This window comes from Bradyrhizobium sp. AZCC 1578, assembly GCF_036924675.1.
Classification (GTDB): domain Bacteria; phylum Pseudomonadota; class Alphaproteobacteria; order Rhizobiales; family Xanthobacteraceae; genus Bradyrhizobium.
The window spans coordinates 6466460-6486933 of sequence record NZ_JAZHRZ010000001.1; the positions used below are offsets into that span (position 1 = coordinate 6466460).

The 20474-nt window shown below is 62.0% G+C and carries 15 protein-coding genes and 1 pseudogene; 9 read left to right on the plus strand and 7 right to left on the minus strand.

Annotated elements, in window-relative coordinates; genetic code table 11:
• Positions 1 to 22: 22 nt before the first annotated feature.
• Together V1290_RS30785 and V1290_RS30790 are read right to left on the minus strand one after the other, a co-directional pair.
• Complete coding sequence (locus V1290_RS30785; RefSeq protein ID WP_334367849.1) at positions 23 to 676, minus strand: hypothetical protein; 654 nt, start codon at positions 674 to 676, stop codon at positions 23 to 25.
• Between the two features lie 81 nt (positions 677 to 757).
• The gene (locus V1290_RS30790) at positions 758 to 2380 is read right to left on the minus strand and encodes a GMC family oxidoreductase (protein WP_334367850.1); all 1623 of its coding nucleotides are present in this window, start codon (positions 2378 to 2380) and stop codon (positions 758 to 760) included.
• Positions 2381 to 2553: 173 nt separating this feature from the next.
• On the opposite strand from V1290_RS30790, the gene V1290_RS30795 reads away from it, so the two are divergent.
• Positions 2554 to 3726 (plus strand): M20 aminoacylase family protein, encoded by a 1173-nt coding sequence (locus V1290_RS30795; RefSeq protein WP_334367851.1) that lies wholly within the window; start codon positions 2554 to 2556, stop codon positions 3724 to 3726.
• Positions 3727 to 3889: 163 nt separating this feature from the next.
• Here V1290_RS30795 and ppk2 read toward each other — a convergent pair whose 3' ends face one another.
• The gene (gene ppk2 / locus V1290_RS30800) at positions 3890 to 4816 is read right to left on the minus strand and encodes a polyphosphate kinase 2 (RefSeq protein WP_334369226.1); all 927 of its coding nucleotides are present in this window, start codon (positions 4814 to 4816) and stop codon (positions 3890 to 3892) included.
• A gap of 341 nt (positions 4817 to 5157) precedes the next feature.
• Between ppk2 and V1290_RS30805 the strand changes: the two genes are divergently transcribed.
• Positions 5158 to 5628: a VOC family protein gene (locus tag V1290_RS30805; RefSeq protein ID WP_334367852.1), complete on the plus strand. Its 471-nt coding sequence runs from the start codon at positions 5158 to 5160 to the stop codon at positions 5626 to 5628.
• Between the two features lie 410 nt (positions 5629 to 6038).
• Here the strand turns inward: V1290_RS30805 and V1290_RS30810 are convergent, their stop codons facing one another.
• The gene (locus tag V1290_RS30810; protein ID WP_334367853.1) at positions 6039 to 7421 is read right to left on the minus strand and encodes a UdgX family uracil-DNA binding protein; all 1383 of its coding nucleotides are present in this window, start codon (positions 7419 to 7421) and stop codon (positions 6039 to 6041) included.
• A 227-nt stretch (positions 7422 to 7648) separates the two neighbouring features.
• Between V1290_RS30810 and V1290_RS30815 the strand changes: the two genes are divergently transcribed.
• From V1290_RS30815 to V1290_RS30845, 7 genes and pseudogenes are all read left to right on the plus strand, one after another.
• Positions 7649 to 8479: an ImuA family protein gene (locus V1290_RS30815; protein ID WP_334367854.1), complete on the plus strand. Its 831-nt coding sequence runs from the start codon at positions 7649 to 7651 to the stop codon at positions 8477 to 8479.
• A gap of 262 nt (positions 8480 to 8741) precedes the next feature.
• Positions 8742 to 10319, plus strand: coding sequence for a Y-family DNA polymerase (locus V1290_RS30820; protein ID WP_442895025.1), 1578 nt, complete (start codon positions 8742 to 8744; stop codon positions 10317 to 10319).
• A complete protein-coding gene (locus V1290_RS30825) occupies positions 10316 to 13918 on the plus strand; it encodes an error-prone DNA polymerase (RefSeq protein ID WP_334367855.1) in 3603 nt (1200 codons plus the stop codon). Before V1290_RS30820 ends, V1290_RS30825 begins: the two co-directional genes overlap by 4 nt.
• Before the next feature lie 330 nt (positions 13919 to 14248).
• Complete coding sequence (locus tag V1290_RS30830; protein ID WP_334367856.1) at positions 14249 to 14800, plus strand: hypothetical protein; 552 nt, start codon at positions 14249 to 14251, stop codon at positions 14798 to 14800.
• Positions 14796 to 15086, plus strand: a pseudogene (locus tag V1290_RS30835) (hypothetical protein); the annotation flags it as partial. The gene V1290_RS30830 and the pseudogene V1290_RS30835, both read left to right, overlap by 5 nt.
• A 277-nt stretch (positions 15087 to 15363) precedes the next feature.
• Complete coding sequence (locus tag V1290_RS30840) at positions 15364 to 16761, plus strand: NfeD family protein (RefSeq protein ID WP_334367858.1); 1398 nt, start codon at positions 15364 to 15366, stop codon at positions 16759 to 16761.
• An 11-nt stretch (positions 16762 to 16772) separates the two neighbouring features.
• Positions 16773 to 17588 (plus strand): slipin family protein, encoded by an 816-nt coding sequence (locus tag V1290_RS30845; RefSeq protein ID WP_334367859.1) that lies wholly within the window; start codon positions 16773 to 16775, stop codon positions 17586 to 17588.
• Between the two features lie 661 nt (positions 17589 to 18249).
• Here V1290_RS30845 and V1290_RS30850 read toward each other — a convergent pair.
• The 3 genes from V1290_RS30850 to V1290_RS30860 all read right to left on the minus strand — a co-directional run bounded on the left by V1290_RS30850 (position 18250) and on the right by V1290_RS30860 (position 20285).
• Positions 18250 to 18681, minus strand: a complete 432-nt coding sequence (locus V1290_RS30850) for an MgtC/SapB family protein (RefSeq protein ID WP_334369228.1) — start codon at positions 18679 to 18681, stop codon at positions 18250 to 18252.
• A 92-nt stretch (positions 18682 to 18773) separates the two neighbouring features.
• Positions 18774 to 19691: a hypothetical protein gene (locus V1290_RS30855; RefSeq protein WP_334367860.1), complete on the minus strand. Its 918-nt coding sequence runs from the start codon at positions 19689 to 19691 to the stop codon at positions 18774 to 18776.
• 321 nt (positions 19692 to 20012) lie between these two features.
• Positions 20013 to 20285, minus strand: a complete 273-nt coding sequence (locus V1290_RS30860) for a PilZ domain-containing protein (RefSeq protein WP_334367861.1) — start codon at positions 20283 to 20285, stop codon at positions 20013 to 20015.
• Positions 20286 to 20474 lie beyond the last annotated feature (189 nt).

The following is a 20474-nucleotide window of genomic DNA, read 5'->3' on the forward strand; positions in this document are numbered from 1 at the left end:
GGCCTAGACAAGGGAATCGGGCTTAGCGAACAACGACAGATTTGGGCCATGGTGGCGCTTCCCATACCGTGGTCCATTCGGTGTTTTCGCCACGGCAGGGCTTTTCCCTGACTTCGACGCGGACGACCACGAAACTTGCGGCCCGGCTGACCCAGCCTTCGCTCAAGCCCAATCGATAGGTGTGCCGGAGCTCCGAATTGGGACACATGTCCGATCCGGTTACGGCTTCAAATACGCCGGCACCTCTTTTCCAGGTGATCAGGCCCGGTTTGGTTGTCGTGCCGAAACCGTCCTTCTTTGCAATGAACGGAAGCTCTACCAGCTTTGGCCTTCGCCGGTCCACAAAGTCGAATACGTGATGCGATCCAACGATCCCGGAACAATACACCAATGCAAGTTGGCGGTTTTCGGCGCTGATGAAACGGATCGGGAGCTCTTTGATGTCGGTCTTGTACTGGCAGCCTGACTGTTCGGCGGCAAGCACGAGTTGTCTCGGCACCAAAGCCGGGTCCGAAATGTCAAAGTCTCCTCCAACAAACGAGATGGCGTCGTATTTCTGGCGGACATCTTGTTGAACGTCAGCTCCCGAGCGGTCATCTCCGGGGGCGGCTGCAATCGACGCGCACAGCAAAATCGCAGTGAGGAGTAGTGACAGAATGGTAGGCTGGAAACGCATGAATCGACTCTACTACAACGCGAAATAAACTCAACAATCGCGTCGGGGAATGAAAACTCCGCGCCACGTTCCATCGCGCAGCTATTTGCGCCCATCCTCCAGGATCATCGTCGCACCTTTCTCCGCGATCATCGCCGTCGGCGTGTTGGTGTTGCCCGACGTGATCGTCGGCATTACCGACGCGTCGGCGACGCGCAATCCGCCGATGCCGTAAAACCGCAACCGCTCGTCGACCACGGCCATCGGATCGTTGACCGTGCCCATCTTCGCGGTGCCGACGGGATGGAAGATCGTGGTGCCGATATCGCCGGCGGCCTTTGCCAATGACGCATCGTCGTCGCCGACCGAAGGACCGGGCAGGTATTCGACCGGGTGATAGCGTTCGAGCCGCTTCTGCTTCATCAGCCGGCGCGTGGTGCGGATAGCATCGGCCGCGACCTGGCGGTCGTCGTCGGTCGACAGATAATTTGGTGCGATCGACGGCGCTTCGTCAGGATTGGCCGAGCGGATGCGCACGGTGCCGCGCGAGGTCGGCTGCAGATTGCAGGCGCTCACGGTAATCGCGGGGAAGCGGTGCAGGGGATCGCCGAACTTGTCGAGCGACAGCGGCTGCACGTGAAACTGGATGTTGGCGCGCGCGCGGCGTGGATCGGAGCGCGTGAAGATGCCGAGCTGCGACGGCGCCATCGTCAGCGGTCCGCGGCGGCGGAAGGCATAGTCGAGTCCCATCATCCCGCGCCGGACCAGCGACCAGTAGGTTTCGTTCAGCGTGCGCACACCCTCGACCTTGTAGATCGCGCGCTGCTGCAGATGGTCCTGCAGATTGCGCCCCACACCCGGTCTGTCGAGCACAACATCGATGCCGAGCGGTGACAGCCAGTCGGCCGGCCCGATGCCGGAGCGGTGCAGCACCTGCGTCGAGCCGATCGATCCCGCACACAACACGACCTCGCCTTTGGTGCGGGCCTCGATCATCTCATTGCCCTGGATGAAGCGCACGCCGACGGCGCGGCCGTTCTCGATGATGAGCCGGTCGACCAGCACGTGCTTTTCCAGCCGCAGATTGGCGCGGTTCAGTACCGGCTTGAGAAAACCGCGCGCGGACGACCAGCGCCGGCCGCGCTTCTGGTTGACGTGAAAATAGCTGATGCCTTCGTTGTCGCCGGTGTTGAAATCCGCAATGCGTTTGATGCCCATCTCCTCGGCGGCATCGCCGACCGCGTCGAGAACCTCCCAGGACAGCCGCGGCGCCTCGATGCGCCAGCCGCCGCCAACGCCGTGATGTTCGCTCTCACCGAGGAAATGGTCCTCCAGCCGCTTGAACAGCGGCTTTACGTCGTCATAGCCCCAGCCGGTGAGGCCGAGCTGGCGCCAGTGATCGTAATCGGCGGATTGGCCCCGCATCGAGATCATCGCATTGATGGCGGAGCAGCCGCCGATCACCTTGCCGCGTGGATAGGCGAGCGACCGCCCATTGAGCCCGGGCTCCGGTTCGGTCCGAAACATCCAGTCCGAGCGGGGATTGCCGATCGCGAAGAGGTAGCCGACGGGGATGTGAAACCAGATCCAGTTGTCGTTGCCGCCGGCCTCCAGGATCAGCACGCGGTTTTTGGGATCGGCCGACAGCCGGTTGGCCATGATGCAGCCGGCGGTGCCCGCGCCCACCACGATATAATCGAAATCGCCTTCAAGCCTTTTCGGCATGCCCAGTTTCCGCCCATCACGCGCCCCTTGTGCCTAATAGTCAGACGTGGATGGCTCGGACAAGTCCCGGCCATGACGTCCGGGAATGGGCGGCGTCTCCAGGCTCTGTTGGGTGGACCGCCGCTTGCATGCTACAGAGGTCTAACGTTCCAACCTGAGGTTCGAGAATTCCCATGCCCATCGTCAACCGCGTCGCCGATCTGCAACCCGATATCCAGGCCTGGCGCCGCGTTATCCATCAAAATCCCGAGTTGCTGTACGACGTGCACCGCACTGCAGCATTCGTGGCCGATCGGCTGCGCGAATTCGGCTGCGACGAGGTCGCCACCGGCCTTGGCCGTACCGGCGTTGTTGGCGTCATCAAGGGCAAGCAGCCCGGCAAGGGCGAGATCAAGGTGATCGGGCTTCGCGCCGACATGGACGCGCTGCCGATCGAGGAGGCGACCAACCTTCCTCATGCGTCCAGGACGCCGGGCCTGATGCACGCCTGCGGCCATGACGGTCATACCGCGATGCTTTTGGGTGCAGCGCGGTACCTCGCCGAAACCCGCAATTTCGCCGGCGATGCGGTCGTGATTTTTCAGCCGGCCGAGGAGGGCGGCGCGGGCGCCGCCGCCATGATCCAGGACGGGCTGATGGACCGGTTCGGCATCGAGCAGGTCTACGGCATGCATAACGGTCCGGGCATTCCGGTCGGCCAGTTCGCCATCCGCTCCGGCCCGGTTATGGCGGCAACCGACTCGATCGACATCAAGATCGAGGGGCTCGGCGGGCACGCCGCGCGCCCCAACAAATGCATCGATTCCGTCTTCGTCGGCTCACAGCTCATTACTGCCCTGCAGTCGATCGTCTCGCGGACCATTGATCCGCTGGAGTCGGCGGTGATCTCGATCTGCGAGTTCCACGCCGGCAACGCCCGCAACGTGATCCCGCACACCGCGGAACTCCGGGGCACCGTGCGGACGCTAACGCCTGAAGTCCGCGAGACCGTCGAGAAGCGGGTGCGCGAGGTGTGTGAAGGCGTAGCCAGGATGACCGGGGCCAAGATCGACCTCGTCTATGAGCGCGGCTATCCCGTGACCAAGAACCACGCCGAGCAGACCGAGTTCGCCACGCAAGTGGCCAAGGAGGTGGCCGGTGCCCAGAACGTCCACGAGATGCCACCGCTGATGGGCGCGGAAGATTTTTCCTACATGCTGGAAGCGCGGCCGGGCGCGTTCATCTTCTGCGGCAACGGCGACAGCGCAGGGCTTCATCACCCCGCCTACGATTTCAACGACGAGGCGATCGTGTACGGCACCTCCTACTGGATCAAGCTGGTCGAGAACAAGCTGGCGGCGTCGTAACGCGCGCGACGCCACTTCAACTTCGATCGCACATGACGTGCGAGAGAGCATCAAGGAAGGCCTGTATCTCCAATACAGGCCTTCATTATTTGCCGTTCAGCCGCAACTTGAAGTGCGGGGAGGGCTCTCCGCCTTCAGTATGAGGACGGTGGTCACGCGGCGCTCAATAGCGCTCCGGTACGTACATTTCGCGGGGAATCGGCCCGCGGCTATATTCCGGATGGCGAACCCGCGGCGGCAGTACCACCGGTTCTAGCTTGATTTCATGGTAGGGAATTTGTTCGAGCAGATGCGCGATGCAGTTCAGCCGTGCCTTCTTCTTGTCGTCGGCTTCGACCAGCCACCAGGGAGCTTCCGGAATGTGGGTACGCTCCAGCATCGCTTCCTTGGCCTTGGTATATAGCTCCCAACGGCGGCGCGATTCCACATCCATCGGGCTGAGCTTCCACTGCTTGAGCGGATCGTGGATCCGCATCATGAAGCGCAAATGCTGCTCTTCGTCAGTGATGGAAAACCAGTACTTGATGAGGGTTATTCCGGAGCGCACGAGCATGCGCTCGAATTCCGGCACCGACCGGAAGAATTCCTCGACTTCGTCTTCAGTGCAGAAGCCCATCACACGCTCGACGCCGGCGCGGTTGTACCAGCTGCGGTCGAACAGCACGATCTCACCGCCGGCCGGCAAATGCGAAACGTAACGCTGGAAGTACCATTGGGTGCGCTCACGCTCGTTCGGTGCCGGCAGCGCCGCGACGCGGCATACCCGCGGATTGAGCCTCTGGGTGATGCGCTTGATGACGCCGCCCTTGCCGGCGGAATCGCGCCCCTCGAAAATCACCACCACCTTGAGCTGGTGGTGCTGCACCCAAGTCTGCAATTTTACCAATTCACCCTGCAGACGGAATAATTCCTTGAAGTATACGCGACGATCGATCGTCTCTTCTGCCGTATAGTCGGCAAATTCATTGGTCAGCGCATCGAGGCGATCGTCGTCGATCTCAAGTTCTAGTTCCTCATCGAAACTGTCCAGCATTTCCTCCCGAATCGGGTCGTGGATCAGCTTGGTGCCCTTCGGGTGCTTTTTGGTCATGGCGGGCTCCGGCTGCAGAGCTGTTGGGGTCGCGTGATGTGTGAATGTCGGTGTCCTTGCCGTATCATCCGTCACTTTGCTGAAAGTAGAAGGCCGCAGTTTGGTTCCGGTCTCCCGCCATCCGTCGGGGCCTGCCACGGCAGCGTCCCGGCCGCATCGCCGATGGCGTCAGGTTCGAGAACAGTACGTAGAGGCACCGACAGGCAGATGGCGGCCGGCAAGGTTCAAGGAAATTCCACAATATTTTTATTAGCCCCTGTCGGAACGCCGCCTCTCCCATCCGTCCTTGTCACAGGAGCGGCAGCGCGCCGGCCAGTAACTGATAGAGAAAGGCAGCGTCGATGAGGGTCACACAGCATCTCTGGTTCGAAAAGGATATGGAGGCCGCGATCGGCTTCTACACCTCGCTGATCCGCGGCTCATCAGTCCAGTGGGTCTCGTCGCTGCCTGCCGAGAGCCCGAGCGGCCCGCCCGGCAGCGTCAAGATCGCGGCCTTTACCCTGGGCGACCAGCGCTACATGGCGATCGAGGCGGGGCCCCTCGACCCGTTCAACCACAGTTTTTCGATCATGGTTGAATGCGACACGCAGGCCGAGATCGACCATTTGTGGGACGCTTTGAGGGAGGGCGGCAAGATCGAACAATGCGGCTGGCTGCAGGACCGCTGGGGCCTATCCTGGCAGATCGCGCCCAGACGGCTCGGCGAATTGATGAACGATCCCGATCCCGCGAAAGCCAAGCGCGTTGCCGAGGCCATGCTGAAGATGGTCAAGTTCGATATTGCTGAACTGGAGGCCGTGGCGAGAGGCTAAACGTATGACGGCCTTTTCGAAGCGCTATCGCATGTCCCGGACGCGGTGCAGCGTGTAACGCTGCGCCGCAGAGCCGGGACCCACAAGCGGTGGACCCCGGATCAGCAGCGCACCACGCCGCAAGTGCGGCGCGCTGCGCAGCATCCGGGGAACGTCGCCATGCGGTGCAACGCTAAGAGGTTCTTGAATGAAGAGGGTCGCGCGCTGCACGGCGCCGGGGCTGGAGGTAGGGAACCGCGCAGCGCGTCGACCATGTGGGAGCATCATCGCGTGAGCAGACGTCCCACATTCCCTTGCCACATTCCCTTGAGAATGCGATTGTGTCTTCTATCAATTAATAGTTGCAGGCGGGATTGTCAATTTTTCCCGTTATGTTTCACCAGAAATTGCGACTATCGGATTGGCGGAATTCAGGCCGCATGTGCCGATTTTCGCAGCACATCGGCGGCGATTTTGAGGTCCTGGACGAAGCGCCGGTATTCGCGCGCCTTGGCGTCGGCGTCCGGCAATCGCAGCAGATAGGACGGGTGCACCGTCACCAGCGCCGTGGTGCCGTCGTCGAGATCGATCGCGCGGCCGCGGTTCTTGTTGATCGGCGTAATTTTCCCGAACACGCTTTGCGCTGCGGTTGCGCCCATTGCCACCACCAGATCGGGTTTGATCGCGGCCAGCTCGCGCTCGTACCACTGCCGGCAGGCCTTGATCTCCGGCGTGTTCGGCTTCTGGTGCAGGCGGATTTTTCCGCGCGGCACGAACTTGAAATGCTTGACCGCATTGGTGACGTAGACCGTGCGGCGGTCGATGCCGGCTTCTTCCAGTGCGCGGTCGAGCATTTGCCCCGCGGGCCCGACGAACGGTTTGCCGGCGAGGTCTTCCTTGTCGCCGGGCTGCTCGCCAACCAGCATGATCCGCGCGGTTTGCCGGCCTTCGCCGAACACGGTCTGGGTGGCATTCTTGTAAAGATGACAGGCGCGGCAATCGGCGGCTTCTTCGCGCAGCGTCTCGATGTCGTCCTGAACTCTTCTGCGCACCATGGGCGGCTCCGGCCGTTTTGGCGCCTGGTGTGGTTCCGTAGCGTCGCGTTCCGCACGCTTGACTGCAGGCTTAATTATTGAACCCTCTTGCAGGTTCCTCGTCTTCACCGTCAGCCGCGCCGGGTTGAAGATGCTGGCTGAATAGCGCCGCCAGGTTTCCTCCAGCCGGTCGGCGCTGGGGGCTTCGCTTCTGCTGACGCCCGGCGTAAACGAGATGACATGGCCATCCCAATGCGCGCAGAGATCAGGCGTCAGGATCGACCAGGGCATGTCGGCGAAACGGCGCGCGAAGAACGGGGCGGCCAGTTCGACGATGTGATGCTCCGGCTCGAACCAGGCGACGAAGTGGGATTTCTGCTCGCGGCCTATTTCGCGGAAGCGGACAAGGACATGCATCCTGTGCTCGTCGCGGCGCACGGCCTTGGCCATCGCGGTGATCTCGGCCACGTCAGGATCGGTCGTGAGTTCAAGCAGATCGTGATGCGTCCGCAACCGCCATAGCAGGCGATAGAGCAGGGCGAAGCGCTCGGGGTTGCGGTGCAGGATCGCAACCTCCGCCAGTTCGACGAACCTGGCCGGCACGTTGAAGGTGCCCTGTGGCGGCTCGAGCGGCGGCGCGGTCGGTGCGAACAGTTCGGGCGCATCATCAGCCACGCGCCAGCTCACGTCGGACGGTTTCACGTCATTCAGCGCCAGCGCGCGGGCCGCTTTACGCCAGCCATCAAAATCAGTTTGGCTATCTAGGATGATGTGGTGCATGTGCTTACTCCACACTCTCTGCCCGCATCCCCGCGCAACGGCTTTGCGGTCGTCTGGAGGGGCCCGCGAATCCCTTTGATTCCGCTCATGAATCGCCAAAGCGTCGATCTCGATTGACTCTGCCGGCGCTGTTAGCTTTATATTAGAACATATCATGAACAAATGAGCCAGCCGCGCGTTCACTTAGGGAAAAAGCGGTAAAGGCCAATTTTCTGAAGGAACGGCGGATGAGCACCGCACGCACAAGCACGCTTGCGAGTTTGCGCGGAAGCATCGAGCGCCTGGAGGCGCATGGCGATGCGCATGACCTCAACAAGATTACGCTTGGCCATAAGGCGGCAGATACTGTGCTGCACGGCGGGCTTGCGCTCGCGGCGGTGCATGAAGTGTTCGCCGAGGGACACCAGAGCGCGACCGCAACCGGCTTCATCGCAGGGCTGGCGGGAAGGGTGTCGCAGCGCCGGCCGCTGGTCTGGGTACGGCAGGATTTTTCGGAAATTGAATCGGGCGCGCTGTCGATGAGCGGGCTCGCCGAACTCGGGCTCGATCCGCGATTGCTCGTCACCGTGCGCGCCACCGACACTGACGCTGCGCTGCGGACCGCCGCCGACGCGCTGGCCTGCGACGCGCTCGGCGCCGTCGTGCTGGAAGTCTGGGGGCAGGCGCGTCAGCTCGATCTCGTCGCCAGCCGCAAGCTCACGCTGGCCGCAGCAGCCTCCGGCGTCACCGCATTGCTGCTGCGGGTGGCGGCGGAGCCGCGCCCCTCGACCGCGGAGACCCGATGGATCGTGCGCGCGGCGCATTCGCCGCCGGGCGCGCCTCCAAAGCCTGCGGCGGCTCCAAAGCCTGCGGCGCCTTGGAGCGCCTGGGGCGCGCCGGTGTTCGACGCGCAACTCGTTCGTAACCGTCATGGCCCGGTCGGCCGCTGGATCATGGAATGGAATTGTGATGAGTGCCTATTCAGAGAACCGTCGGCGTATCCTCAGCCTCTGGCTGCCACGCCTGCCCATCGACCGCATCAAGCGCAAGCTTTCGCCGGCCAGCGCCGCGCAAGCTGAAAATTGCCAAGCGGTTTCAAGCGAAATCTCTAACCACACGAACAGTGGGCTCCCTCCCCCCTTGCGGGGGAGGGCGGGGGAGAGGGGTGGCGGCAACGGCAGTGCTCGTGGCTTACCCCTCTCCCTAACCCTCCCCCGCAAGGGGGGAGGGAACGGCACCGCCGCCCCGGTTGATATCTCTCACGACACGAACAGTCGGCTCCCTCTCCCGCTTGCGGGGGAGGGTTGGGGTGGGGGTCTCGCCGCGAGTGACACTGTTCGTATGGAGAGAGCTCCCACCCGGATCGCATCTTGCGATGCGATCCGACCTCAGAGCGAGCTTCGCTCGTCTCGACCCCCGCAAGCGGGAGAGGTGAAGTACCCCTCCGTCGTCGTTGCCAAGCAGCACAATGCCATCCTGATCCATTCCCTCGACGAGGCCGCTGTCCAGGCCGGCCTCTCGATCGGCCTGCCGCTCGCCAATGCGCGCGCGATCTGTCCCGAGCTGACGGTGTTCGACGCGGATGAAGTCGCCGATCGCAAAACGCTCGAAGACATCGCCGACTGGTGCGACCGCTTCACCCCGCTGGTGGCGCTCGATCCGCCGTACGGCTTGTTCCTCGACATCACCGGCTGCGCCCATCTGTTCGGCGGCGAGCGTGCGTTGCTGCAGATCGTCAGCGGCGCGCTGAGCCGCCGCGGCTTTGCCGTTAGCGCCGCGATCGCGAGCACCTCGATCTGCGCCCGCACGCTGACGCGCCAGACTTCCGGAAAAATCATTGCCGAGGGCGAGGAGGCGGAGGCCGTCAGTCCGTTGCCGGTATCTGCGCTCGGCGCCGGTGATGCCATCACCGCCGGCCTGCGCCGTGCTGGGTTGAAGACCATCGGCGATGTCGCCTCGCGAGGACGCCACGAAATCACGGCGCGGTTCGGTGCGCCCTTCACGACGCTGTTGCAGCAGGCGCTGGGGCAGGGCGATGCGCCGATCAGCCCGCGCAAACCGCCGCCGGATTATATCGTCGAGAAACGCTTTCCCGAACCGGTCACGACCGGCACCGTGATCGCGATGAACCTGTCCGCGCTCGCTCAAATGCTGGTTACGGCGATGGACAAGCAGGGCAAGGGCGCGCGGCGGTTGGAGGCGAGCTTCTTCCGCACCGACGGCGCGGTGCGCACGATCTCGGTCGATACCGGGCGTCCGGTGACAAAAGCTGAAGTGATCGACCGCCTGTTTCGCGAACGGCTCGATGCGCTCAACGATCCCCTCGACCCCGGCTTCGGTTTCGATCTCATTCGTCTCTCCGCCAGCCGCACCGAAATCGTGGTGCAGCAGCAGCGCGATCTCGATGCCAATGTCCATGACAATGACGAATTGTCCGCGCTGATCGACCGCATCGCCGCGCGCATCGGCGGAAAACGCGTCGTCGTGCATCTGCCGGAGGATACGCATATTCCCGAACGCGCGGTGCTGTCCGTGCCAGCGCAGCATCATCTGGCGGTCGCAGCGCAGGCGGCCTGGCCCGAGCGTATCGAGGGCGAGCCGCCGCTGCGCCCGTTGCGCCTGTTCGACAAGCCGGAGCCGATAAAAGTGCCGTTCGCAACCGTGCCCGACGGCCCGCCGCATCAATTCACCTGGCGGCGCGTCACGCACGCGGTGGTGCGGGTGGAGGGGCCCGAACGCATCGCGATGGAGTGGTGGAAGCCAAACGGCGGTGGCCCGACGCGGGATTATTTCCGCATCGAGGATGAAGCGGGCCTGCGTTTCTGGATCTTTCGCGACGGCCTGTATGAGAGCGAACCGGCGGATGCGGAGGGCGAGCCCGCTTCTATCAGATGGTTCGTGCATGGATTGTTCGCATGAAAAATCCTGTGCCCGACTATGCCGAAATCGGCATCACCACCAATTTTTCGTTCCTGCGCGGCGGCTCGGACCCGCGCGCCTATGTGCATCAGGCGAGCGAGCTTGGTATTCCCGTGATCGGCATCGCCGACCACAACACGCTGGCCGGCGTGGTGCGCGCCTGGAGCGAGCTCGACAACCCTGCCGTCACGCATAAGCCAAAGCTCCTGATCGGCGCGCGGCTCGTCTTCATCGACGGCACGCCTGACATTCTGGTCTATCCGCGCGACCGCGCGGCTTACGGCCGGCTCTGCCAGTTACTCACCCGCGGCAAACGCGGCGACGACATCACGCGGATCGAAAAGGGCGAATGCCACCTGAAATTCGACGACCTCCTCGATTTCGCCGAGGGTCAGCTTCTGGTGCTGGCGCTGCCGCATCGCTTTGACGTGGCGAGCGCGCAGGCAACGCTGGAGCGCCTGAAGAACTCTGATGCCGATGGCGTGTGGCTCGCCGCAAGCCTGCTTTACCGTGGTGACGACAGGCGCCGGCTGGCGCGGCTGCATCGCTTGGCGCTCGCGGCAAAGGTGCCGCTGTTGGCGACCAATGAAGTGCTGTACCACCATCCCGCGCGTCGGCCGCTGCAGGACGTACTGACCTGTATCCGAGAAAAAACCACGATCGATGCGATCGGCAGGCGGCTCGAGGCCAATGCCGAACGCTATCTCAAGCCTGTCAATGAAATGGCACGGCTGTTTTGCGATCTGCCCGAGGCGATTGCGGAAACCATGCGTTTTGCGAAACGCATTTCGTTTTCGCTCGACCAGCTCAAATACCAGTATCCGGACGAGCCGGTACCGCCAGGTAAGACCGCGCAACAGCACCTGGAAGACCTGACCTGGGCCGGTGTCGACAAATATTTCGGTGGCGTAATCGACGACAAGCTGCGTGCCACCTTGCGCAAGGAGCTCGATCTGATCGCCGAGCTGAAATACGCGCATTATTTTCTCACCGTGCACGACATCGTCCGCTACGCGCGTAGCCAGAACATCCTGTGCCAGGGCCGGGGATCGGCGGCCAACTCCGCCGTCTGCTACGTGCTCGGCATTACCTCGGTCGATCCGACCAAGGTCGACCTGCTGTTCGAGCGCTTCATTTCCAAGGAGCGGCTGGAGCCGCCCGACATCGACGTCGATTTCGAGCATTCGCGGCGCGAGGAGGTGATGCAATATGTCTACCGCCGCTACGGCCGCCACCGCGCCGCGATCATTGCGACCGTCATCCACTATCGCCCGCGCAGCGCGATCCGCGACGTCGGCAAGGCGCTGGGGCTGACCGAGGACGTTACCGCAGCCCTCGCCGACACCGTGTGGGGAAGCTGGGGCAAGGGCCTCAACGAGATGCAGGTCCGCCAGGCCGGGCTGGATCCCCAAAATGCGATGGTCGAACTCGCGGTAGCTCTGGCCTCCGAGCTGATCGAATTCCCCCGCCATCTGTCGCAGCATGTCGGTGGCTACGTGCTGACGCAGGATAGGCTCGACACCTATGTGCCGATCGGCAACGCCGCGATGGACGACCGCACCTTCATCGAATGGGACAAGGACGACGTCGACGCGCTCAGCATGATGAAGGTCGACGTGCTGGCGCTGGGCATGCTGACCTGCATCCGCAAGAGCTTTGATCTGATCGCCGACCACAAGGGGCGACGTTACGAGCTGGCCGACATCAAGTCGCAGGATGACGACGAAGTTTATCAAATGCTGCAGCGGGGCGAATCCCTCGGCGTGTTCCAGGTCGAGAGCCGCGCGCAGATGAACATGCTGCCGCGCCTGAAGCCGCGCACCTTCTACGACCTCGTTATCGAAGTCGCGATCGTGCGGCCAGGCCCGATCCAGGGCGACATGGTGCATCCCTATTTGCGGCGGCGAAACGGCCAGGAAAAGGTGAGCTATCCCTCGCCAGCGCCCGAGCACGGCCCTTCGGACGAACTGTACCGCGTGCTGCACAAGACGCTTGGCGTGCCGCTGTTCCAGGAACAGGCGATGCGGATCGCGATCGAGGCCGCAAAATTCACGCCCGAGGAAGCCAACGGCTTGCGCCGCGCGATGGCGACGTTTCGTAACGTCGGCACCATCGGCAAGTTCGAGGCCAAGCTGATCAACAACATGATCGCGCGCGGCTACGACCCGGAATTCGCCCAAAGCTGTTTTGACCAGATCAAGGGTTTTGGCTCTTACGGCTTTCCGGAAAGCCACGCCGCAAGTTTTGCGCAACTCGTCTACGTCTCGTCATGGCTGAAGCATTATCACCCGGATGCGTTCTGCTGCGGCCTGCTCAATTCGCAGCCGATGGGCTTTTACGCCCCCGCACAGATCGTCGGCGACGCCTGCAAGAACGGCGTCGAGGTCCGCGAGATCGACGTGTCCTACAGCTTTGCCCAGAACACGCTGGAGGAGGGGAGTGGGAAGTATTGCGCGGTGCGCTTGGGCTTTCGCCAGATCGATGGGTTTCATTGGCTTGATGAGGATGAAGAGCGGTTGAAGCGAATACAGTCGTCATTCCGGGGCATATCAGAGGCAGAATCCGATTTGGTCAGCCGCAAAGGGACTGTGCTCCCTCTCCCGCTTGCGGGGGAGGGTTGGGGTGGGGGTGCCGCCGCGAGTCCCACTGCCCGTATGGAGAGAGCTTCCCACACCCGGATCGCATCTATCGATGCGATCCGGCCTCAGAGCGAGCTTCGCTCGTCTCGACCCCCGCAAGCGGGAGAGGTGAGGCGTCCCCGCGGACCGGCCACTGTGGAAGCAGCAGACTGGGCCGACCGCATCGTCGCCGCCCGCCAACGCCGGCCCTTCACCTCGCTGGAGGAATTCGCCCGCGACACCGGCCTGCCGAAGCGCACGCTGATCCTGCTTGCCGACGCCGATGCCTTCCGCTCGATCGGTCTCGATCGCCGCGCAGCACTCTGGGCGGTGCGGCGGCTGCCTGACGACGTGCCGCTGCCGCTGTTTCAGGCCGCGATCGCCCGCGAGCAGCCCGACGAGAACGCCAAGCCGCTGCCCCAGATGCCGCTGCCGGAGCAGGTGGTCGCCGACTACCAGACGATCCGGTTGTCACTGAAAGGCCACCCGATGGAATTCTTGCGCGAGATGTTTACCAAAGAGCGTGTCGTTGCCTGCAAGGATGTCAATTACAAGAACGACAAGCGCCGTATCCGCTGCGCCGGCGTGGTGCTGGTGCGGCAGCGGCCGGGCAGCGCCAAGGGCGTCGTCTTCATGACGCTGGAGGACGAGACCGGCATCGCCAATATCGTGGTGTGGCCCAAGGTGATGGAGCAGTACCGGAAAGAGGTGATGGGCGCTCGCCTGATCCTGGTCGAAGGCTATATCCAGAGCAGCCCGGAGCAGGTGACGCATCTGGTGGCGCAGCGGATGTTCGACCGCTCCCACGATTTGATCGGCCTCGCCAATGATGCGCTGAGCCGCAAGCACCCGGTGCCCGCAGGGCCCGCGCTGGTCGAACCGCTCAACGACGACCGCCGCGACCACGCCGAAACGCCAGCGCAAAAAATCCGCCACCCGCGCGACGTCCGCATCCTGCCGCCGTCTCGCGATTTTCATTGAGGTTGCGGCGGCCCATCCAACGATCCTGAGGAACGCGCGTCTCGAAGGATGGGGCGCGGGTGAGAGCGGGGCTATTGCGGAACGTACTTCGTCGCTACAATCGATACGATTTTCATTAAAGTTCTAAACAACCTTAAAGAGACGATCGCTTACGATCATCGCGCAGCCGGGCCTGACGTAGCGGGGTGACACTTGCAGTACTTGGAATTGCCGCAAAAATCCCGCGGTCTCGTCGTGGCAAAAAAGCCGGACCGAAATCACTCCTACGCCGATCTCATTGGACTCTGGCTATCAACGAGCAGAGACGTTGATGGGCTCTGGGTGGGCTCCATGGAAGATGAGCCCTATCCGGGCTTGCGTCGCGTCGAGGATGCGCTTCAACTGATCAAGCGCCACGACCCGCTCAACTATTTACGAGTCACCCGCAATCTCGACCGAATATGGGTGCATCTGATTCCAAGCGCTGAAGCGCACTATGAAAGGACATTGAACGCTTGTATCCTTGATGAGCGTTACCTTCTCAAGGAAGAGATGACGCTCGATAGGATAGCTTCCACCATTGTCCATGAAGCGACTCATGCAAGGCTCGAACGATGGGGAATCATCTATGAAGAGGAGAGCCGCTATCGGATCGAAGCCATCTGTCTCCGGCGCGAACTGAACTGTCTCGCAAAGCTACCAGATAGCGGTCCTCTACAGGAGGAGATTGCACGCACACTGGAGTGGTGCGCCACGGATCAGGACTATCTCTCCGATGCAAGCTTTCGAGACCGCGACGACCAAGGTCAGGTTGAAACATTGCGCTACTTGAAAGCGCCGGATTGGATCGTCAGATTTGCGATGTGGCTTATCCGGAGACGAAGGGCACGCGCTTCCGGATGAGTTTCGCAAGGAGGTGATGGGCGCCCGCCTGATCCTGGTCGAGGGCTACATCCAGAGCAGCCCGGAGCAGGTGACGCATCTGGTTGCGCAGCGGATGTTCGACCGCTCCCACGATTTGATCGGCCTCGCCAATGATGCGCTGAGCCGCAAGCACTCGGTGCCCGCAGGGCCCGCGCTGGTCGAACCGCTCAACGACGACCGCAGCGACCACGTCGAAACGCCAGCGCAAAAAATCCGCCACCCGCGCGACGTCCGCATCCTGCCGCCGTCCCGCGATTTTCATTGAGCCGCTCTCTTCGGACGGCGGTGATCGCTGTGCATCATCCAGGTGTTGCCGGCACACCGAGATGAAATCCGTCCCGGAGACGTATGTTTGGGGAACCGGGATTTCGGATGTGCGTTCGCTTCACATGACCTGCGGAGCGCGCTTTGCGCATCAGGGCTCAGATATGTCACGCCCGCCCGGCACCGGATCCTGCGCTCCAGCCGTAACAGTCAGGTTCACCTGCGAATGGCCACCTGGTTCTGACTGTTTCGTCGCGCAAGCTTTTGAGCGACTTACCATGGTGCACTTTCTTTACAGGCTTATTACCGTAGCATTGCTCGTACTTGGCCCCGGAACAGCACTTGGACAAAGTAGCGAGCCGGCGAACGTCGCCATTCTGCTGGATGTGGATGGAGCGATTGGGCCAGCGACTTCTGAATATATCCGCGATGGATTTGAGGAGTCGCGTCGGCGACAGGCGAAGGTCATCGTGCTGAGGCTGAATACGCCTGGTGGTCTCGACCCCTCCATGCGCGAGATCGTAGGAGAAATACTCAGGTCTCCCATTCCTGTGGTCTCCTACGTGACCCCGAGCGGTGCGCGAGCCGCCAGCGCCGGCACCTACATTGTCTATGCGACCCACCTCGCCGCGATGGCGCCGAGCACGCATCTCGGTGCCGCCACGCCCGTCCAGCTCGGCGGTGGCTCCGGCTGGCGCACCGATGACAAGAAAGATGATGACAAGAAAGACGGTGACAAGAAAGAGGGTGACAAGAAAGGAGCCTCGTCGCCGACCAGTGCAGGCGAGGCGAAGGCGATCAACGATGCGGTTGCCTATATCAGGGGACTGGCCGAGCTTCGGGGACGAAATGTTTCCTGGGCGGAGAAAGCCGTCCGGGAAGCCGCCACGCTCACCGCGAGCGAGGCCCAGTCGCAGCGTGTCGTCGAGATCGTTGCGAAGGATTTACCCGATCTGTTGTCCCAGGCCGAGGGTCGAACCGTAACGATCAATGATCAACAGGTCGCGCTGCATACCCGGAGCCTGAACACAACGGCAATCGAGGCCAATTGGCGCAACCGCATTCTGGCCACGATTACCAATCCGAACATCGCATACATACTCATGCTGATCGGGCTCTACGGACTTCTATTCGAGTTCATCAGTCCAGGCGCCGTTTTCCCCGGGGTGATCGGCGGAATCGCTCTCCTGGTCGGCCTCTACGCCTTGAATCTCCTGCCGATCAGCTACGCCGGTGCCGGCCTGCTGCTGCTAGGCATCGCGATGATGATTGCAGAAGCGTTTCTGCCCTCGTTTGGCGTGCTCGGAATTGGCGGCGTCATCTCGTTCGCCGTTGGCTCGCTGTTCCTGTTTCGCGGCGACGTGCCGGGTTTCCATCTCTCATGGGCGGTGGTCGCCACGGCCACCATTGCCAGCGCGGGATTCCTGGTGATTGCGCTCGCGGCGGTCTGGCGGGCGCATCGGCGCGACGTGGTCACAGGCGAAGCGGCTCTGCTCCGCAGCGCGGGGCAGGTGCTGTGGTGGGCCGACGGCAAAGGCGAGGTCCTGGTCAGAGGAGAACGCTGGGCGGCGAAATCGGAAAGCGAGTTCACCCGGGGTGACCGCGTGCGTGTTCTCGAACGCCAAAACCTGAAGCTGCTCGTCGAGCCAGATCCTGACGCCCCACCGAAATCATGAGGAGTGAAACCATGCCAGCATTCATAACAGACACCCTCCCATATGTCGTGATCGGAGCCATAATTATTGCGGTGTTTCTGTCGGCGATTCACATCATGCGGGAATACGAGCGTGCGGTAGTCTTCACATTGGGGCGCTTTTCCGGCGTGAAAGGTCCCGGGCTCATCATATTGGTGCCGATCGTCCAGCAATTCGTTCGGGTAGATCTTCGTACGCTCGTGCTCGACGTACCAAGCCAGGACGTGATTTCTCGCGACAACGTCTCGGTAAAGGTCAACGCGGTTATCTACTTCCGCGTGGTGGATGCGGACAAATCCGTTATCCAGGTGGAAAACTTCATGGCGGCCACCAGCCAGCTAGCACAGACCACACTCCGGTCCGTGCTTGGCAAGCACGAGCTGGATGAAATGCTGGCAGAGCGGGACAAGCTCAATCGAGACATTCAGGAAATTCTCGACAGCCAAACCGATGCGTGGGGCATCAAGGTCGCGAATGTCGAAATCAAGCACGTCGATATCAACGAGAGCATGATTCGAGCCATTGCACGTCAAGCCGAGGCCGAGCGGTATCGCCGCGCAAGAATCATAGGCGCCGAAGCAGAGCAGCAGGCTGCCGAGAAACTGGTGGAAGCAGGCGAGATGCTCGCAAGGAGGCCGGAGTCCATGCAATTGCGTTACCTGTCGACGCTGCAGGATATCGCGGGTGAGAAGAATTCGACGATCGTGTTCCCGGTGCCTGTGGAGTTTCTTCAAGCTCTGGCAGCGCCGGCGACAACACAGCGCGGGACCTCAAATCGCCGGACGGGATCAGAAGCCGCCCAGGCGTGACGCACTTCCGGTTCGTCCGAGATCGGACGCCGAAACCTGCGGCCTCTTTCGCCTGGACACGTCTCCCTTTACCAGTAGATCAATCCGCTCCGCGTCGCCCCGACCCCGTTTTTCGCAAATGCTGCTGCAAGTCTCTGCTTTTCGGCGCAATGTGCAGCAAGCTTTTCGTATATCCTTGCCTCCACGAATGGGGCGTGTTCTCTGTTGCCGGACACCGCATTAGCGGTCGCCGATATCAGAGCACTGATTTGGCGTATCAGCAGATCGTCTGTCGATGGCTGCATATCCTCCTCCTTCGATCTCGATCCCAATTGAATTCTCCTGACGCCACTTCACCGCAAGTCACACGCCTGAGATGTTGGTTGCGACAGCTTGCTCGCGCCACTAGTGTTCACTGCGAGAGGTGAATCCTGCGCATGTCCTTTAGCCGAGCCAGGCAATATTCCCGATATAGTATGTTGATGAGGTTCCACATGATCGAACTCCAGGTTTGATCATTGCGTCAACCTACCAACATGTTGTTTCCGGATTTCTTCGTCGGCCGGGAAAATGGCTTCGCCAGGAGGGCGAAACATTTTTTGCGCCCGCGGGCGACGAAACACCTTCACGGAGCCGTGACTGTTATTCCCCTTACGTGGCTGCCCAGCCCTTCCGTTGGACTTCAATCCATCTTCACGTCTTTTTCGTCCTTGACCAGCGTCAGCAGCGTCAGCGTCAGGAACGTAAGCACCGCGATCGTCACGGCGACATCGTAGCTGCCGAGGCCAACGGAGATCCCGATCGCGCCGGTGGCCCACAGGCTTGCCGCCGTCGCCGTGCCCTGCACGGTCGTGCCCTGCTTGAGGATCGCGCCGCCGCCGATGAAGCCGATGCCGGTGATCACCCCTTCTATCACCTTCGACATGCCATCGGGAGAATTCACCATCAACTGTTCGCTGGCCTGCACGAAACCGCAGCTTGCCAGCGCCACCAGCGGGAACGTTCGCAGGCCTGCGCTGCGCGCCCGCTTCTCGCGATCCCATCCGATCGGTACGGCCAGCGCGAAAGCCGCGGCCAGCGCCAGAAAATGGATGCCTGCCTGAGTCCAGTCCAAAATACGCCCTTCTGAAATAGAAGTCGCGCAACCCGCGACGCAGGCGTGTAACGCCGCAAAGCGGCGCAAGTTTCAGCGCGCCGGCGGTTGTGCTACCGGGTGCTGCCGACGACGGTCGTGCTCGGCGCTGCGCTCGTGATCGCAGCCTCGGTCCGGTACTGCTGCAAATGATGCTCGAGCGAATAGAAGACGCACAGCGCAAGGCTGGACCAGACAGCCAGGCTGAAATAAAGCGACATCCAGGCAATCTCGTCTTTCCACTCGGCCAGGTCGTGCGTCACGACCCAGCGCGTGCTGACGTCGCGCAGGCCCTCGCGCGGCGTCAGGCGCTTGTCGCCATCGGCCTCTCCGGTCCGCCAGCGGTTCAGGTACATCGGGACGTCGATCGTCATCAGAAACGCCAGGAAGCCCGCAATGCCCACGATGGCGACGACGAGGCCTATGCGAACCGCGCCATTGAATTCCGGAAGCAGGCGGCAAAGGCCGACGCCGACGGCGAAGAAGGCAACCGCCCACAGCGAATTTTCGATGGCGTTGCCGAGATAATTCCTGGTCAGCACCGCATACCATGAAAGGCATTCCGCGATCAGGATCAGCGGCACGATCACCCACGCGACATTTACGGTGGTTTCCGCCCCGGTCATCGTGCCAAGGTGGTGCAGGATAATCGCCCATTGCGCCACGAAGCAGATCTCAGCCACGGTCGCCACCGAACGTCCAACCATGACGCTCGACAGCCAGGTGTCGACCAGGCAGATCCGCTGCACATCGGCGCGCGGCAGAAACGACCTGAAGGCGCAGCCGAACACATAGGCCGCGCAGAACAGCAGCATCATCCCGATGCCGGACGAGCCGCCGGCAGCGCCGGTCGGCTGGACGGGAAGCTCGCGATACAGCGCGAACCAGATGGCGATATTGACGCCGCTCACCAGCGTCAGCACGCCCCACCACCAGGACACGGGATTCGACCAGGCCAGGGAACCTGACCGCGCCTGCCATTCCAAGCTCATTCGCCGCTCCGCCGTAATCGAACTGACATCTGACTGTAATAATACAGTCACATATCGAAGCCAATGGCGACGAGAGTAGGGCGGGGCGGGATGGCCACTCCGGCGGCGAGGAAGGCCATGAGGCGACAGCCTTCATCCTTCATCCTTCGAGACGCCGCTTACGCGGCTCCTCAGGATAAGGTTCTATGCCGGTGTTGCGGGTAAGATTAGCAGGCGGCTGTGGAATCTCCCCTCATGGTGAGGAGGCGCCGAGCGCCGTCTCCGGACGATGCTTCGCATCGCCGGGAGAACCATGAAGCCGTGCGGCGGAGACGCCGCTCCTCAAGACAGGAATTTCACGCCGTAGGTCTTGCCGCGGCGCCAGACCACTTCGCACGACTGGCGCGTCGCATGGTCGGGTACCAGCGCCAGTTGAAAGCTGTCCCTGACGTCGAACGCGACATCGGTAACGATCTTGGCGCCACCCGGTGAGACGTCCAGGACAAAGCATTCAATCCTCGTCGTCCCGTTGTCGGTCGTCATCCATGTCGGCCGTTTGCGGAGCTCGCGTCGCGGTTCGCGCTGCACCTTTGTCCTTTGCTCGTCGACAATCATCGTGGCCATCCGTCATTGGACCCAGTGGCTGGGTCATCGAAGCAGGCGTCACAATGAGGGGAAGTTCGTAAAGTTCAGTTAGCTTATCGATTCAAATTGACCGGTTTGGTTTGCGAGTTGTAAGCCGAGCTCTCACAACCTTGCCAATTCCGTCGGCACGTTAAGGCCTCCGCAATACGGCGCTCCGTC

Bases quoted from the DNA above. Each gene is read 5' to 3' on its own strand.
- V1290_RS30825 (WP_334367855.1), top strand. From the start codon at position 10,316: ATGAAAAATCCTGTGCCCGACTATGCCGAAATCGGCATCACCACCAAT.
- V1290_RS30805 (WP_334367852.1), top strand. From the start codon at position 5,158: ATGAGGGTCACACAGCATCTCTGGTTCGAAAAGGATATGGAGGCCGCG.
- V1290_RS30860 (WP_334367861.1), bottom strand. From the start codon at position 20,285: ATGATTGTCGACGAGCAAAGGACAAAGGTGCAGCGCGAACCGCGACGC.
- V1290_RS30810 (WP_334367853.1), bottom strand. From the start codon at position 7,421: ATGCACCACATCATCCTAGATAGCCAAACTGATTTTGATGGCTGGCGT.
- V1290_RS30845 (WP_334367859.1), top strand. From the start codon at position 16,773: ATGCCAGCATTCATAACAGACACCCTCCCATATGTCGTGATCGGAGCC.
- V1290_RS30790 (WP_334367850.1), bottom strand. From the start codon at position 2,380: ATGCCGAAAAGGCTTGAAGGCGATTTCGATTATATCGTGGTGGGCGCG.
- V1290_RS30855 (WP_334367860.1), bottom strand. From the start codon at position 19,691: ATGAGCTTGGAATGGCAGGCGCGGTCAGGTTCCCTGGCCTGGTCGAAT.
- V1290_RS30795 (WP_334367851.1), top strand. From the start codon at position 2,554: ATGCCCATCGTCAACCGCGTCGCCGATCTGCAACCCGATATCCAGGCC.
- V1290_RS30785 (WP_334367849.1), bottom strand. From the start codon at position 676: ATGCGTTTCCAGCCTACCATTCTGTCACTACTCCTCACTGCGATTTTG.
- V1290_RS30840 (WP_334367858.1), top strand. From the start codon at position 15,364: ATGGTGCACTTTCTTTACAGGCTTATTACCGTAGCATTGCTCGTACTT.
- ppk2 (WP_334369226.1), bottom strand. From the start codon at position 4,816: ATGACCAAAAAGCACCCGAAGGGCACCAAGCTGATCCACGACCCGATT.
- V1290_RS30830 (WP_334367856.1), top strand. From the start codon at position 14,249: ATGGAAGATGAGCCCTATCCGGGCTTGCGTCGCGTCGAGGATGCGCTT.
- V1290_RS30820 (WP_442895025.1), top strand. From the start codon at position 8,742: ATGGAGAGAGCTCCCACCCGGATCGCATCTTGCGATGCGATCCGACCT.
- V1290_RS30815 (WP_334367854.1), top strand. From the start codon at position 7,649: ATGAGCACCGCACGCACAAGCACGCTTGCGAGTTTGCGCGGAAGCATC.